This window comes from Marinobacter pelagius (genome assembly GCF_003315345.1).
Taxonomy (GTDB): Bacteria; Pseudomonadota; Gammaproteobacteria; order Pseudomonadales; family Oleiphilaceae; genus Marinobacter; species Marinobacter pelagius_A.
Genome location: NZ_QNRO01000007.1, coordinates 13,390 through 27,445, shown reverse-complemented (window position 1 = coordinate 27,445; position 14,056 = coordinate 13,390). Strand labels below are relative to the sequence as shown.

22 protein-coding genes are annotated in these 14,056 nt (G+C 53.8%); 8 read left to right on the top strand and 14 right to left on the bottom strand.

What is annotated here, in order from left to right; all coding sequences use genetic code 11:
* Positions 1-40: 40 nt before the first annotated feature.
* The 5 genes from DET50_RS08240 to DET50_RS08215 all read right to left on the bottom strand — a co-directional run bounded on the left by DET50_RS08240 (position 41) and on the right by DET50_RS08215 (position 3,795).
* The gene (locus tag DET50_RS08240; protein ID WP_113862388.1) at positions 41-610 is read right to left on the bottom strand and encodes a DJ-1/PfpI family protein; all 570 of its coding nucleotides are present in this window, start codon (positions 608-610) and stop codon (positions 41-43) included.
* 188 nt (positions 611-798) lie between these two features.
* Positions 799-1,065 (bottom strand): cold shock domain-containing protein, encoded by a 267-nt coding sequence (locus DET50_RS08235; protein ID WP_113862387.1) that lies wholly within the window; start codon positions 1,063-1,065, stop codon positions 799-801.
* 373 nt (positions 1,066-1,438) lie between these two features.
* Positions 1,439-1,708 carry a glycine zipper domain-containing protein gene (locus DET50_RS08225; RefSeq protein ID WP_258546091.1) on the bottom strand — a complete coding sequence of 90 codons (270 nt, stop codon included), beginning with the start codon at positions 1,706-1,708 and terminating at the stop codon, positions 1,439-1,441.
* Positions 1,709-2,008: 300 nt separating this feature from the next.
* On the bottom strand, positions 2,009-2,338 hold the full coding sequence (locus DET50_RS08220) for a thioredoxin family protein (protein WP_113862384.1): 330 nt from the start codon (positions 2,336-2,338) through the stop codon (positions 2,009-2,011).
* Positions 2,339-2,490: 152 nt separating this feature from the next.
* Complete coding sequence (locus DET50_RS08215) at positions 2,491-3,795, bottom strand: ferredoxin reductase family protein (RefSeq protein WP_113862383.1); 1,305 nt, start codon at positions 3,793-3,795, stop codon at positions 2,491-2,493.
* Positions 3,796-3,996: 201 nt separating this feature from the next.
* On the opposite strand from DET50_RS08215, the gene DET50_RS08210 reads away from it, so the two are divergent.
* Entirely contained in the window at positions 3,997-4,743 is a 747-nt protein-coding gene (locus tag DET50_RS08210) for an SDR family NAD(P)-dependent oxidoreductase (protein WP_258546082.1), read from the top strand.
* A gap of 12 nt (positions 4,744-4,755) precedes the next feature.
* On the opposite strand, the gene DET50_RS08205 is transcribed toward DET50_RS08210, so the two are convergent.
* Entirely contained in the window at positions 4,756-5,007 is a 252-nt protein-coding gene (locus DET50_RS08205; protein WP_181799950.1) for a hypothetical protein, read from the bottom strand.
* Positions 4,997-5,287, bottom strand: a complete 291-nt coding sequence (locus tag DET50_RS08200) for a hypothetical protein (protein ID WP_113862382.1) — start codon at positions 5,285-5,287, stop codon at positions 4,997-4,999. Before DET50_RS08200 ends, DET50_RS08205 begins: the two co-directional genes overlap by 11 nt.
* 184 nt (positions 5,288-5,471) lie before the next feature.
* Here DET50_RS08200 and DET50_RS08195 point away from each other — a divergent pair, with 184 nt between their 5' ends.
* The 3 genes from DET50_RS08195 to rlmF all read left to right on the top strand — a co-directional run bounded on the left by DET50_RS08195 (position 5,472) and on the right by rlmF (position 7,146).
* Positions 5,472-5,795, top strand: coding sequence for a type II toxin-antitoxin system RelE/ParE family toxin (locus tag DET50_RS08195; protein ID WP_113862381.1), 324 nt, complete (start codon positions 5,472-5,474; stop codon positions 5,793-5,795).
* Entirely contained in the window at positions 5,792-6,082 is a 291-nt protein-coding gene (locus tag DET50_RS08190) for a helix-turn-helix domain-containing protein (RefSeq protein ID WP_113862380.1), read from the top strand. The genes DET50_RS08195 and DET50_RS08190 overlap by 4 nt, the downstream gene beginning before the upstream one ends.
* Before the next feature lie 119 nt (positions 6,083-6,201).
* Positions 6,202-7,146, top strand: coding sequence for a 23S rRNA (adenine(1618)-N(6))-methyltransferase RlmF (gene rlmF / locus DET50_RS08180; RefSeq protein ID WP_113862379.1), 945 nt, complete (start codon positions 6,202-6,204; stop codon positions 7,144-7,146).
* A gap of 230 nt (positions 7,147-7,376) precedes the next feature.
* Here the strand turns inward: rlmF and DET50_RS08175 are convergent, their stop codons facing one another.
* Positions 7,377-7,793 carry a hypothetical protein gene (locus tag DET50_RS08175; RefSeq protein ID WP_113862378.1) on the bottom strand — a complete coding sequence of 139 codons (417 nt, stop codon included), beginning with the start codon at positions 7,791-7,793 and terminating at the stop codon, positions 7,377-7,379.
* A gap of 124 nt (positions 7,794-7,917) precedes the next feature.
* Here DET50_RS08175 and DET50_RS19410 point away from each other — a divergent pair, with 124 nt between their 5' ends.
* From DET50_RS19410 to DET50_RS08160, 4 genes are all read left to right on the top strand, one after another.
* Entirely contained in the window at positions 7,918-8,085 is a 168-nt protein-coding gene (locus DET50_RS19410; protein ID WP_181799948.1) for a hypothetical protein, read from the top strand.
* Entirely contained in the window at positions 8,054-8,341 is a 288-nt protein-coding gene (locus DET50_RS08170; protein WP_404932729.1) for an MOSC domain-containing protein, read from the top strand. The genes DET50_RS19410 and DET50_RS08170 overlap by 32 nt, the downstream gene beginning before the upstream one ends.
* A gap of 114 nt (positions 8,342-8,455) precedes the next feature.
* Positions 8,456-8,800 carry a PBPRA1643 family SWIM/SEC-C metal-binding motif protein gene (locus DET50_RS08165; RefSeq protein ID WP_113862377.1) on the top strand — a complete coding sequence of 115 codons (345 nt, stop codon included), beginning with the start codon at positions 8,456-8,458 and terminating at the stop codon, positions 8,798-8,800.
* A 29-nt stretch (positions 8,801-8,829) separates the two neighbouring features.
* Positions 8,830-9,291, top strand: a complete 462-nt coding sequence (locus DET50_RS08160; RefSeq protein ID WP_113862499.1) for a DUF3010 family protein — start codon at positions 8,830-8,832, stop codon at positions 9,289-9,291.
* Positions 9,292-9,315: 24 nt separating this feature from the next.
* On the opposite strand, the gene DET50_RS08155 is transcribed toward DET50_RS08160, so the two are convergent.
* The 6 genes from DET50_RS08155 to DET50_RS08130 form a co-directional block, all read right to left on the bottom strand.
* Positions 9,316-9,771, bottom strand: coding sequence for a metallophosphoesterase family protein (locus tag DET50_RS08155; protein WP_113862376.1), 456 nt, complete (start codon positions 9,769-9,771; stop codon positions 9,316-9,318).
* A gap of 15 nt (positions 9,772-9,786) precedes the next feature.
* Entirely contained in the window at positions 9,787-10,098 is a 312-nt protein-coding gene (locus DET50_RS08150) for a helix-turn-helix domain-containing protein (protein ID WP_113862375.1), read from the bottom strand.
* A gap of 14 nt (positions 10,099-10,112) precedes the next feature.
* Complete coding sequence (locus DET50_RS08145) at positions 10,113-10,466, bottom strand: type II toxin-antitoxin system RelE/ParE family toxin (RefSeq protein ID WP_113862374.1); 354 nt, start codon at positions 10,464-10,466, stop codon at positions 10,113-10,115.
* A gap of 73 nt (positions 10,467-10,539) precedes the next feature.
* Positions 10,540-11,232 (bottom strand): transposase, encoded by a 693-nt coding sequence (locus DET50_RS08140; protein ID WP_113862373.1) that lies wholly within the window; start codon positions 11,230-11,232, stop codon positions 10,540-10,542.
* A 55-nt stretch (positions 11,233-11,287) separates the two neighbouring features.
* The gene (locus DET50_RS08135) at positions 11,288-12,634 is read right to left on the bottom strand and encodes a S41 family peptidase (protein ID WP_181799949.1); all 1,347 of its coding nucleotides are present in this window, start codon (positions 12,632-12,634) and stop codon (positions 11,288-11,290) included.
* Between the two features lie 88 nt (positions 12,635-12,722).
* On the bottom strand, positions 12,723-13,151 hold the full coding sequence (locus DET50_RS08130) for a hypothetical protein (RefSeq protein ID WP_113862371.1): 429 nt from the start codon (positions 13,149-13,151) through the stop codon (positions 12,723-12,725).
* Positions 13,152-14,056: the final 905 nt, after the last annotated feature.

The following is a 14,056-nucleotide window of genomic DNA, read 5'->3' as shown; positions in this document are numbered from 1 at the left end:
TTGAGAGCACTGAAGGGCCGGTGGACCGGCCCCTGTTGCGTTACTGGTCCAGCAATTTGAAGAACTGCGCCAGCCACGCCGGATGGGCCGGCCACGCAGGCGCTGTTACCAGATTAGCATCGGTGACCGCCTGATCAACCTCGATACCGGCGAAGGTCCCGCCGGCCAGTTCCACTTCCGGCTGGCAAGCCGGATAGGCAGAGCATTTGCGGCCCTCCAGAACCCCCGCGGCGGCCAACAACTGGGCACCGTGGCAAATCGCCGCCACCGGCTTGTTGGTTTCGAAGAAATGGCGAACCAGATTCTGCACATCCTTGTTCAGGCGCAGGTACTCGGGTGCGCGACCGCCGGGCACCACCAGCGCGTCGTAGTTTGCCGGGTCGAGTCCGTCAAAATCCGCATTCAGGGCAAACCGGTGGCCCGGTTTTTCTGTATAGGTCTGGTCGCCCTCAAAATCATGGATGGCCGTGGCGACGGTATCGCCCGCTTTCTTGTCCGGACAAACGGCATGAACCGTGTGGCCGACGGCCTGAAGTGCCTGGAACGGCACCATGGTTTCGTAGTCTTCGGTGAAATCACCGGTAATCATCAGAATCTTCTTCCCGCTCATGGCTATCTCCTTGTGCTTGTGTTGCCAGCTCTGGAAACAGTAGCAGTGGCGATGGTGGAGCGGGTATTAAAGGACTACTACAGGCCTCATAGGGCGAGTGCTTCGAAAATAAATCCAGGTTTGGAGGACCCGGGAAAGTGTTTCCCGTTGTGAGTTACCAGAACAGCGACTGCCATGACTGCGACAAGTCAAAGTTCAACTGCTGCCGCCACCCACTCTCCCGGAGCTATACTGGCGCCCACTTTTGCTGCTCCAGCATACTGGAACCGCCCTGCCCTTAGCCGGCCTTGAGCATCCTTCGTGATGCTGTATGTCACTTTCCGATTGGAGACCGGCCTGCCCCGCCCCTGATAGGCGCTGATATGGGCAAACAGACGCTCACCTCCGTTTTCCGGAGTGATAAAGCCAAAACCCTTTGCGTCGTTCCATGAGGTGAGTGAGCCTTTTTGATTCACTTGCAGGTATCCCTTCGGTCAAAGTTGATTCGACGGCTTCATGGCTTCCACTGTTTAACTTTCAATAAAGCCATAACAACAAACCAGCAACACAGAAAAAAAGCGCTGCAACGTGAACAGCCAAGTTTTTCCGGGTAGACGGGGCGGGCTTTCTGGCGAAACGGAAGTAATCCTCACCGAATAGCCCCACGCCGCATCCCTCACAGTAGTTTTTTGAGTAAGAAACCCTCAGCGCAGATGGCTCAAACTTTTTTCGACAGCTGTAACAACTAGGCTTGATCATTTCGGAGCTCCGGGCCGAAAATAAAAAAAGCCTTCCCGTTTAGAGAAAGGCTTTTGAAACGCACGAATAAAATTTCAGGCTTTTCGCGTATCAGCAGTTGCCCTTTTTCGCTTGGCCCGGTGGACAAAAATGGCCACCAGACTTACGGTAAGACCGGCGATCATCATAGTCATGATGACGGCGATCACGGTCGCGGTAGTATTCTTCATGATCTCTGGTGGTAATGGCTGTTCCCGTTGCCGCACCGACGGCACCGCCGAGAATAGCACCGTCTCTGCCACCTACCTCGTTGCCGATGGCAGCGCCGATTGCGCCACCAAGACCGCCACCTATCGCGGCGTCGGCTGTGTCATCCGCCATGGCACCCAATGGGGTGACACTCAGAGATAAAATAACGAGCAGTGATTTCATTTTCATTAACGTAAATCCCATTGTTCAGGTGGTCTGACTTGCCCAGCATCGCGGGAAGGAAAACATTGCCTCCATCGTCCCATCAGTCACTGATCAGTTCTGTGAACCATTCGAGAATATCAGGAGCACACGCGGAGCAGCATGTTAATTTTTATTTAAAATTCAACAAGTTAGACTTAATGAAGAGATGTAACCTACTGACGGATTTGATCTTTCTTCTTGTTGCGGCTTTTACCCCCAACACTGAGTTCACATCAAAAGCCCATAAGGCCGCTCCAGAGCAGAACGCACCTCACCGATGGAAAACACTCTAGCGAATTCCGCGAATCGCTGCCCGCCAAACCATAGCTGGACCACGGGCAGAGAAAAAATACCGCGAGCGGCACACACCGGCGTGGCAGCTTCCTGACAATCAATGTAGGCCGTCACCAGTTTCGGAAACTCGTCGTTCGCGAGCTTTTCGAGTTGAGGCTTGATGGCCTGGCAGACACCGCAGTGCGGTCCGCCAAAGAGCACAAGAACCGCAGGGTTCGACTGCAGCAGTTCCGATAAGGCTTCTCCTGAGCAAACGTTGATCACAGTGACACCCTGATGAGCATGATTGGTTCAATTTTAATTGTCCTACCCGGAATCAGCGCAACACAAAAACCAGCAGGATCAGGACCAGGGTGATGTTCAGCCCCCAGATAACCAGAGAAAGCCGCCGCCGCTGAGTCCACCGCCGGATTGTATTAATCATAGCTGAACCGCTCAGAGAGAATCCGGTGAGCCGGTGTTCCCCGCTTTATCAGGTGATCTTCAACAACATCCATCATGATCCCAGGCCCGCACATCACGAAGACCCAATCACTGAACTCTTCCTCTGAAAACACGCGATCCATCAGCGCTCCATCGATGAAGCCTGTCTCTCCTGGCCAGTCGTCCGGCGGCTCCGACAGCACATAGTCCACATCCTCATCACCCAGCTCCTCATGATAGGCAATCTGCTCGATGATCCGGTTGCCATAGATCAGCCTCACCTTGCGCGAATCGCCGGTCAGGCGCATTTGCCGCAGTATGCCCAGCAGCGGAGCCAGGCCAACACCACCGGCGATGAGTGCGACCCCGGGTTCCTCGCGACCATCGACAGTCAGGTTGCCATAAGGGCCGTCCAGATAGGCGACGGTGTCAGGTATTATCTCGCCAATGGTTCGTGTGAAGTCACCAAGCTCTTTGATCATGAAGGAGACTTCCGGGCCGGCCGCCGGCGCAGAGGAAATGGAGAACGGATTCTCTTTCATCGAGAAGGCGCTGTGCCCCACATTCAGCCAGACGAATTGCCCGGCCTTATAATCCAGACCACGGTGACCGTCGGGGGTCACGGTCACTTCCCACTGCTTGGGCGTCAACCGGACGACGGACGTAACCCGCCAGGGGTGAGCCTTCTGCAGCCAGGGAACCACCAGGTAAACCATCAGCAGCGACCCAACCGCCACGCCCGTCAGGGCCAGCCACACCCAGGTCATCACCGGCTGCGATCCGTAACGCCCGGCATACACGGTATGGTGCAACAGAAACACCGCGATCAGGAGCGCGCCGAGCCCGTGCAACAGGCGCCAGATTTCGTATCGGTAGCCCAGCTGGGTGCGCCCGATGGCCATGACAACCAGGCCTGCAAGCAACAGCCAGGCGACGATGCCGGTCGCCAGATCGGCAAAATCGGTCGTGAGCGTCAATTGTCGTGTGGGATCCCAGGGCCGCTCCCCTCCTGTCGGCGTCCCCTGGTAAAGCAACGGGTGCAGCAGCGCAAAGACCAGTAACGTGCGAGCCATGATCTGGTGAAACCGCATGGTCACATCCATGCCGACGTCATTGGAAATGGTCTTGAAGCGGCCAGACAGGATGAATTCCACGAGGATCATCGAGAAGGCAAGAATGCCAAGGCCGGAGGCCAGCTCCTGGTGAAATTGGCGTGGCGGGCCGCCGAACCATGCGGACAGGATCAGCGGCAAGGTGACGGCGACGAGGTAAGCAACAATCAATAAGAGCGGTTTCATCTGGCTAGTCTGTTCCCCCTTCCTTTGGCCATTTAATGTAGTCTGCCTGATAAAACCGGGACATGTTTATTTCCAGGATAAGAGTAGATCTGCCCCCGTTTTCCTCATTTCCACATTTCGGCGTAAAGTAGCCAGAGCTTCGAGCCACTGGCGCGACCAGAGGCGAGACCAAACCTGATGGGAAAACAGGAGCAGTCAATCATGTTTGATTTCCAGGGCCGGCGCGTCATCGTCGCTGGCGGCAGCAAGGGTATTGGCCGGGCCATCGCGTTGGGATTTGTCCGGGCCGGGGCCAGCGTTTCCGTGTGCGCGCGCGGGCAGGCGTCCCTGGACGCATTGGCGGAAGAAGTGGCAGGCGAGGGTCTGGAACTGCATGTATCCTCCTGCGACATCGGCGACAAGGCCGCGCTGGAAACCTATCTGCAAAACGCCATGGGCGAGATGGGCGGCCTGGACGTGCTGGTCAATTGCGCCTCGGCCTTCGGGCGGGAGGACACCGAAGAAGGCTGGCTGAGCAGCGTTGATGTGGATCTGATGGGCACGGTCCGCGCCGGCCATACCTGCCTGCCAGCGCTCAAGGAAACCGGAGGCACGATCATCAACATTGCCTCCATCGCCGCCCTGCACGCCTCGACACGCACCGCTCCCTACGCGGCGATCAAGGCCGCCGTCGCTCACTACACCGCCAGCCTCGCCGTAGCCATGGCCCCGCATAAAGTGCGCGTTAATGGCATTGCCCCGGGCTCGATCGAGTTTCCGGGTGGCGTCTGGGATCAGGCCCGCCAGAACAATCCGGAGCTCTACGACCGTATTCGCGGCGGAATTCCCTTCGGGCGCCTGGGCACGCCGGAGGAAGTCGCCGACGTGGCATTGTTCCTGGCCTCCGACTTGGCCCGGTGGATAACCGGACAGACACTGGTGGTGGACGGAGGCCAGGTTCTGTCCTGAGGCGCCAACGCCTCACCTGATCCGCGACTTCAGCGTCTCCGGCCGCAAAAGTGCCGTACCCAACAACAGAACAAACGCGGCCAGCACAAACACCTTGTTCACGAACCAGTTCGTGCGCCAGATAGACCACTCCGGCTCCGCCAGGAACCAGATGAACAGAGTCGAGATAATCAGGATTTCCACCACAGACATGCCAATGGCCAGCAGGCGCGCATACCAGGGCCTTGCCAACAACGTCCAGGCCTGCCTATGATCAAGTTTCATTGAGAATGGAAATACCGTTGACCTCAGTTACCGTTTTGGCATCAGCCCGCTCAATGATTTTCAGGAGGGTAGATTGAATGGTTTCGTCTTCCCGGGCATCACCCCCACTCACAAACCTTTGCTTCTGGGGTTCCGCGCCCTCTTCCTCGGTAAATGAAATAACAACCTCGCTGGCTGAATCCGGCGTTTTACCAAAGTACTCCAGCGAAACTAACGGATACCCGTGAAAGCCCTTCTTAACCTGCTTGGCAATACGCTTCTTTGCTTTATCCACGTGCATAATCGGCGCCTTTCGCTGCGGTTGTTATCTGGCTGCACATGAGCACCCAGAAAATACGACTCGCTAATTCTATGCCCTTAAATCCATCTAAAATAGATCTGTCCCGGTTTTCGTGTCATGACACCAAATCACTTCTCGAAGCCATGGTTATCGTATATGATAACCAAAAGGCAAAGGAGCGCCCATGGATTGGGAAATAGAATTCTACGGGAAAGTAGACGAAGAATTGGCCAAGCTGCCGCCCAAGATTCAAGCCAGAATGATTAGACTGTTGGAATTGATGGAGAAGCATGGGGCAAATCTTGGGGAGCCACACACAAAGTCACTGGGTGGCGAGCTTTTCGAAATTCGCGCGAAAGCCAAAGAAGGAATAGGTAGAGGCATCTTCTGCTACATGCAGGGCAAGCGAATTATCATTCTGCATGTCTTTGTAAAGAAGGATCAGAAAATACCGAAGAAAGACCTGGAGCTCGCCAACGAGCGGTTGAAGGAGGTCAAAAAATTATGAATTTCAAACAGTTTAAGCAGAAGGCACTGGAAAATCCCGAGGTCCGCCGGGAATACAATTCCCTTCAAGACGAATTCAGCCTGATCGATCAGCTGATTACGATGAGAACCAAAGCTGGCCTCACCCAAGAGGACGTTGCGAAGAAACTCGGAACCAACAAAAGCAACATATCCCGGCTTGAGCGTGGCAGAAGCAATCCAAGCTGGGAAACACTCAGCAAATACGCTGCAGCCTGCGGTTTTCGGGTGAAGCTGGAAGCAGTTGAAAACGACCGGGCTTCGGCATAACAGGTGAACCATCCCTACTTCAAAACCTACTACAACGACATGCGTGGGCATGGGGGAACTACTACGCGGGTTATTGAAGGAGTTGAACTGGCACTTTTTGACGGGGTGCAGGCTTGCCTATGAACCCAAACAACAGATCTGTCCCGGTTTCAACAAAGCCTGCTCGCAAGGGTCTGCACCCGAGGAATCTGCACAACCACGGCTATGACTTCCCGGCTCTCGTGAAAAGCCACCCGGCACTAGCCCCCCATGTAAAACCGAACGCTCATGGCGACCTTTCCATCGATTTCGCAGACCCATTGGCAGTAAAAACTCTCAACGCCGCGTTATTAAACCGATACTACAACATTGTCGATTGGGATATTCCAGAGGGTGCGCTTTGCCCTCCAATCCCGGGCAGAGCCGACTATATCCATCACATGGCGGACCTGCTTGGGCTTGAGCCTCAGCTCGAACAGCCCAAGATCAAGCTGCTCGATATAGGGACCGGAGCAAATGGAATCTACCCGCTACTGGCCTGCCAAATTTACGGCTGGCAGTGTGTCGGTAGTGACATTAACACCCAGTCGCTTGAGAACGTAGCCACGATTATCGCCAACAACCCCACACTCAAAGACCGCTTCACGCTACGCACGCAGCCCGATAAAAACCACATGTTTGAAGGGATCATTCACGCTGGGGAGTTCTTTGACGTCAGCGTATGCAACCCACCCTTCCATGCCTCGGCCGATGAAGCACTTAAAGGTAGCCGGCTTAAACTCAATAACCTTGCTCGTAGTCGCGGTGAACAAAAAGCCAAAACTAAATCCCCCACTCTGAATTTTGGCGGGCTGGGAGCAGAGCTTTGGTGTAAGGGGGGTGAACAGCTGTTCCTGAAAAAGCTGATAAGAGAAAGCCAGGCATATTCAACTCAATGCCGCTGGTTTAGCAGCCTGGTTTCAAAAGCTGACAATGTTAAGCCTGCAAAGAAGTTGATTCGTAAGCTTGGCGCCGTTGATATTCGTGAAATAGAGATGAAGCAGGGAAATAAGAGGACGAGGGTATTGGCCTGGACGTTCATCTGAGCCGATCGCGGTTTAAGCCGTCACGGCCGGCCAAACGAAAACCATAACAACACGCAAGCAACTCCGAAAAGAAGCACCGCACAATGGATCGCCAGGTTCTTCCGGATAGTTGGGGCGGGCTTTCTGGTGAAACTGAAATAATCCTCACCAAACAGCCCAACACCGCAGCCCTCACAGTAGTTTTCGAGTAAGAAACCCTCAGCGCAGGTGGCGATTTTCCTGACAACGCCTCACCTGATCCGCGATTTCAGAGTCTCTGGCCGCAAAAGTGCCGTACCCAACAACAGAACAAACGCGGCCAGCACAAACACCTTGTTCACGAACCAGTTCGTGCGCCAGATCGACCACTCCGGCTCCGCCAGGAACCAGATGAACAGAGTGGTGATGATCAGGATTTCCACCACAGACATGCCAATGGCCAGCAGGCGCGTATACCAGGGCCTTGCCAACAACGTCCAGGCCTGCCAGAGGTGCGCAACCGGCCACAGATCCCAGTAGATATAGGTTGCCCACGCCTCATTGCTGGCCATAGCAAAGCCGATCGGAAAAAGGTATTTAATAAAGATGGTCCAGGCCACAAGAATCACGAATAGGTGTGCGAGAAACCTGACCCAGGGGCTCTGAACACTTTCAATGGACGATGTCATTGCGGCACTCCTTCCGGCGAGTTCCGGTTAAAGCCTACCAGCGATGATCGCTGACCAGCAGTCTGACCTGACGCGGGCATCGTAGTTTGATGAGAGTGTGTGAAAATCGGGCAAGGACGGAATTATGAAATACGAACACGCCATTGTGAAATTTGACGGAGACGTTGCCATCCTGCTCTGCAACGGCTGCGGCATCACGATCGCAGAGGGCACCAAGCACGAGGATCGTGAGCACTACTGTACGATGTGCATGAGCGGCAATTGCAAAGCAAAGTTCAAAAAAGGGAATTAGTGAGGCCATCGCACCCGAGGTTTTCCGGCGCAACATTGTAGTGTCTGGCCTGAACCTGCTGGCTCTGAAGGGCAAGCAATTCCGGATCGGCAATGTGGTGCTGGAATACACAGGCCTTTGCCATCCCTGCAGCAAAATGGAAACGTCACTGGGGCCCGGCGGTTACAACGCCATGCGTGGGCACGGAGGAATCACAACGCGGGTGGTTGAAGCGGGTGAGATTGCCCTTGGGGACGACGTCCGGGCCTGTCTATGATCACGTTTCACTGAGCATGGATGTCCCGGTTTTCCCTATATCCCCGTTCCCAAAAGCATGCTAAAAGACTCCCCCCGGCACTAGCCTGGGCACTCTCCCTATCAGGATATCAGCATGTCAGACAAATTTTTCTACAAGGGCCGGCAGGACGCACGCCAGCACCACACCGCTTACGGCGGCTTTCAGACCAACGCCAGCCAGAAGAGTGGCAGCAGGAAATATCCGCTAACGCTGGTGGTGACCAGTGAAGCGCGCAAGCAGGAGGTTGAAGCACAAGTGGCCGAGGCGAAACTGCATGCGACTATTTCGGTTGATACCCGCGAGGGCGCCGTTGAATCCATCAACGAGCTCACCGCTATCCTGAATAAAGGCGGGACGGTCACTACGGTAAAATCGCCCTCCCGCAACTCCGTCTGCACCTGCGGTAGCGGTATCAAATTCAAAAAGTGCTGTGGCTGACGACAGCTGGAACATAGAGGGCAATGGCGATGATTGTTTGCGGGGTTGAGCTGACCGGCAGCGATGCGGTGGTGTGTTTGCTGAATATGGACAGGGGGCAGTTCAACCTGCCGGAGTGCAAGGTGCGCAAGCTGTCACTGCCGAAAAACCATAGCCGTGAGGATCTTAAGCGGTTCCAGGCGGCCTTTGCGGCGTTAATGGCCGAATACGGGGTCACTACTGTCGCGATCAAAGAGCGGATGCCAAAAGGCAAATTTGCCGGAGGTGCCATCAGCTTCAAAATGGAAGCGGCCATTCAACTGATCACCGATATTGAGTTGATGGTGACCCTGCTGCCCCCGGCACTGATCAAATCCACCCTGGCCTCCAACCCGCTGTCCATCGCTTTTACCGATACGGGGTTGAAGGCGTTTCAGGAAACGGCGTTTATCGCCGCCTATGTGGGACAGCTGCAGGGTCAGCGAAGCGGAACGTGTGAACTCAGAAAATAGATTTCTACCGGTTTCCCCAATGGATCAAACTGGCAGTTCAACAATTTCACCCACCACACCGTCTTCGCTCACCTGCAACCGCCCCACCGTGATCGGCAGAGTAAAACGCCGGGGCCCGGCGCCACCTGGATTGAAATAAAGCACATCGCCAATCCACTCATTACGGGGTTTGTGGGAATGGCCTGCGATCACCACGCGGTAACGGCCTTGCGGATCGATGTCGAGGGTTTTGACGTCGTGGAGCATGTAAAAAGCGTGGCCGAGGAATTCCAGATCCTGAACATCAGGAAGAGCGGCTGCGCGGCCTGTTTTGTCGATATTGCCGCGAATCGCAACCAAGGGGGCGATCGACTCCAGCGCTTCCAGAACCTCGTCCCGCCCAACGTCACCGGCATGAAGGATCAGATCCGAGCCTTTCAAAACCTCCAGGGCTTCGGGCCGCATTTTGCTGTGGGTGTCTGCGATCACTCCGATTTGCATGCTTCCCAGCCCCGCTCAAGCCGCGCGATCAGATCCGTTATCCTCACCAGCCTGCAAAGTCCAGGTCATACCCAAAGCTCGCCCCGCTTTGACAAGCGTTGTGATGGTTACACCGGTATCCTTCTCATCTAGAAGGCGGTTAACCACCGTCCGGCTGGTATGCATTTTCTGGGCAAGCTGAGACTTGTTTATGCCGGTGTGCCCCATAGCCTGTTGAATCTGCCAGACAATTACCCGCTTCAGCGCCTCAGCTTCTAACTGCTCAAGCGTACCATCAGATTCGAGCAGATCATCGAGAGAGCTGCCAACGTGCTTATGCTGTGTCATTTTATTGCTCCCATTCAGACAAGATTCTTCTTTCGATCTCTCGCCTTCGCCAACTCTTGATCCGGTGTTCTCTGAGTCTTTTTAATGAAGCCGTTCAGCAACACCATATCGCTGCGAAACATCGTGAATATCACTCGTGCAATCCGGCCGTTCGAGAGATCACTGCGGACCTCCCACAAGTCTGAGTTAGCCTTCCCAGAGAAGCCCCTTACCAAAGGCATACCCAGTGGCCATCCATATTCCACCGTTTTCAGGTCAGTCCCGATCACTGAACGATCTTCCTTATCCAGCTTCAGCAACCATTCTTTGACCGGCTCTCGACCATTGGCTGTTCTGTAAAATACGACATTAACCATTTTCCTTGTCATACGACCCCTTCCTTGGCGCAAACCCAGTGTACCTAAATAGGTACAACCGTGCCAGCCTAAAACCGGGACAGATCTACTTTTTAGATGCAGGCCTTCCGAGCTTACGAGTTTCAACTCTGATACCGATACGGTTTTCAATTTCATCCACGAACTTGTTGCCACCGGTCAGCTTGTTGCTATTGATCGCGTTGCCAATCAATTCGTCTGACGAAGAACCATCTTCCTGTTCAACGAATTGTCGATAGGCCTCAACCCTCAGCTGGTGACTACCTGCCAGTGCCCGAAAGGTGTCGGGCTCATCCAGCCAACAACAGTGTGACAACCCTACCCGCGCAGAATAGCTCGACCATTCATACAACTCAGGTTTATCCACCATCCCCGCCTTAACAGGATTGAGTTCCACATAGCGGCAACAAACCAGCAGGTAGGCGTCAGTATCAATCGGGCTGATCTTGTAGCGTCCTTCCCAGAGGGAACCACTGCGTTTTTCGAGGGCATTCACAAATCGGGTCTGTCGACCAGCGAGGCGCTTCATTAATTGGGGAATTGAAGTCAGATTGTCGTTCGCTTGAACGACCAGATGAACATGGTTAGTCATCAGGCAGTAGCTGAACACCTCCAGCTCATAGACCTGCTTCCATTCCTGAAGGTTTGCCAGGTAGTACTCAAAATCACGGCGTTCGACGAACACTGGTTGGCGGTTATGACCGCGTTGAACAATATGGTGGGGAAAACCGGGCACAATCACCCTGGCCTGTCTGGGCATCAGCGTCTCCTTGCTTTTAAATCACAGAATCCTTTCTGTGCATTGAAGGTCGATGTTAACCGCCGACCAGCTTAATTACACGCTCCAGCATCGGGTCTTTGCCTTCCTCGCGCCCTTTTCGGCCAAGGTACTTGAGACGGATGTGTGGCGGGATGCCGACATCTTCGTATATCTCACCATCGTAGGCCCGGTAGATTTCATTGGACAAGGTCAGGTGCCAGCCATTTGGCAGATGGCGCTCGAGCGTGTCGGAAAGGATGCCCTGGGTAGGCTCGCCAATAAGAGTGAGACGGGGATGCTGCAGCAATGAGAGCACGAAGATTTCTGCGGCACTGGCCGTTAGCTCGCTGGTCAGCACAAACAGGTTGCCCTGGTAAGTCTCATTGACAGGCGTGACATAGACAGACTGCTTTCCAGTGAATCCATTGCCATGACGGGCTGACTTGGTGAAAGCCAGCCGTTTGCGATCCATCAGGTACGCTGCAAAGCACAGTGCGACACCATCGTACCCGCCACCATTATTTCGAAGATCGACCACCAGATTGGGGAGCTCGCCAACATCTGCCAGCACCATCTTCATCACACTATCGACCGCACTGAGGTCCGCAGCCGGTTTTCCTGACTTGCCGCTTTGCCCGGCCATGGCCCGGATGTTCAGGTAACCGATGAGGTCATTAAGGCGCCCCCACTCCACCAGCCGGTTGCCGCCATGGCTAACGGCGCTTGCGAGATAATCCTCATGGATCACGTCACGCGCCGACTCTTTGAGATCGCCCAGGTAGCTGGTGAGCTCCCGGTCATCATTGGCGTCTTCAAGTTCCTGTGTCAGCCGCCTGAAGAGCGCCGGCTGGGCACCTGCTCTGTAATGACCCCAGGGTGAATGCAGACGAATATGACCATCCTTCAGGGGCCGTAGCATCGCAACCATGATGGCAAAGAGCGTTTCCTGGGATGTGTTCGCGTTAATCTGGGGAAGATAGTCATGATGCGCCCGGTCCCAGGCCACACCCTTGAGTTCAAACAGGGCGTATTGCTCGTGAAAGGTTCGCCAGAAAACGTCAAAGTTGTATTGCGGATCCTCTGCCCTGTGCCTGTGACTTTCAGTGACACTGACGGGCAATCCTTTCAGGCGACGGAATCTGATGCGTGCTACTCCAGTTACCCGATGGGCACTGAACGCCTGCCCACCAGGGGATACCGCCAAATCTTCGTAATAGTGGCCAAGTTCTTCAATACTGCCCGCATGAATCTTCAGGCAGCTGATGCTGGTTTCTTCAAAAAGGGTGTACCAATCTTCCTCGATCAGCAACACATTGCCGTAACCCTGGGAACGCCAGACACCCTGCAGGCGCGCAAAATCAGGGCTGGAAAGAGAACTGCCGCGGCGTTGGGCGGTTTTCATAGAGGACTCCAGGTCCATTTCTGTTGGTTTCAGACGTCAGGCTACAGTCACACAACCATTGCACCTTTCTTCGCCGCAAAAAAGTGTTTTAATTTGGAAAAGACATCAAAGACACAGGCGCAGACCTTGTCGTAATGGCCTCCCATGCGCCCGGCATCGGGGAATAGCCCGCGTTTGGCTTGAGGAGGTGCGCCTGGCCGGTCTTTTCGAAAATGGCCATCCAGTCGGCCAAGCCATGGGTCCGGAATTCGGCCCATGAATCCTGATCCCACATCACTGTGCCATTGTAGTTGGTGAGTTCCATGAGAATCGCCGGCATCTGGGCGAACCAGACCTGGGCCCTGCAGTCGTAAAGATAGGGTGGTGCCATCCCGGGGTACTGGATGTTCAGGTTTTTATCAGGGTAGACCTCGCTGGCATCCAGCTTGCGGTAATCCGCCCGAACCTCCTCCAGAAAAAGTTGAATAAAATTACCGCAAAAGGGCAGGCCCCAGTAATAGAGTTCGTAGTCCTGCATTGTGACTCTCCCACTCTGACAGTTGAGAAGATAACTGTTGTCTGGAAGTGTAGCGCTCAGGAAAAGACCCGATCCGAAAGCCAGGTCTATTCAACTCAATACCGCTGGTTTAGCAACCTGGTTTCAAAAGCCGACAATGTTAGGGAAAACCGGGGCTAAAAATAGATCTGTCCCGGTTTTTCACGAAATTATGTGCACAGAACGTCCTTATTTCCTTTTTGGAAACTCTAGCGTAAGGTTTCAAAAAAGGAAACCGAACGAATCCAAAGAGATCACGCTGGAGCTTTTCGGAGATTGTGTGTGCAGACTCACCATGGAGACCTAAAAATAGATCTGTCCCGGTTTTTCTGAGTGCAGCAATAAGGGGCTGGTGGGTCTGGCTCAAATCTATTTTTCGAACTTCCTTGTTTTTGCTTCCCTCTGACAATCAGACCTGAAACATAAATCAGACTTCGGTTCGACGCCTTAGGGTTTTTGTAACTCCTCGACGATAGACCACAAAAGCATCGTGACTGGGATACTAAGGCTACTTCGAAAATACGGGTTTGAAGCGGGCCAAAAGAACTACCTCTGCAATTTCGCCATCGAATACCCCCTTGGCAGCCGGCACAATCAAACAAGATAAATAGACCTGCCCCAGCTTCTCAACTCAGAGTTTAGGCAAATCTTGTAGAATTCCTTAAAATCTAGTTACTTTGTACGAATAAAAAAATTTTGAACTTGTACTCAAAATTACATAACTTCACACTCTTTTCGTTTTTTGTCATAGGGCGAGATGCCTTTTCCATGCATACTTAAAGTGTGATAGGCCACGATTTAATCGCTACTCCGTAGTGTAGATTAATCGGTGCCTCTTCACTCAAGGATTTCCCCCACGCTATGGAAGGTGTGAACGGAAAAATTAA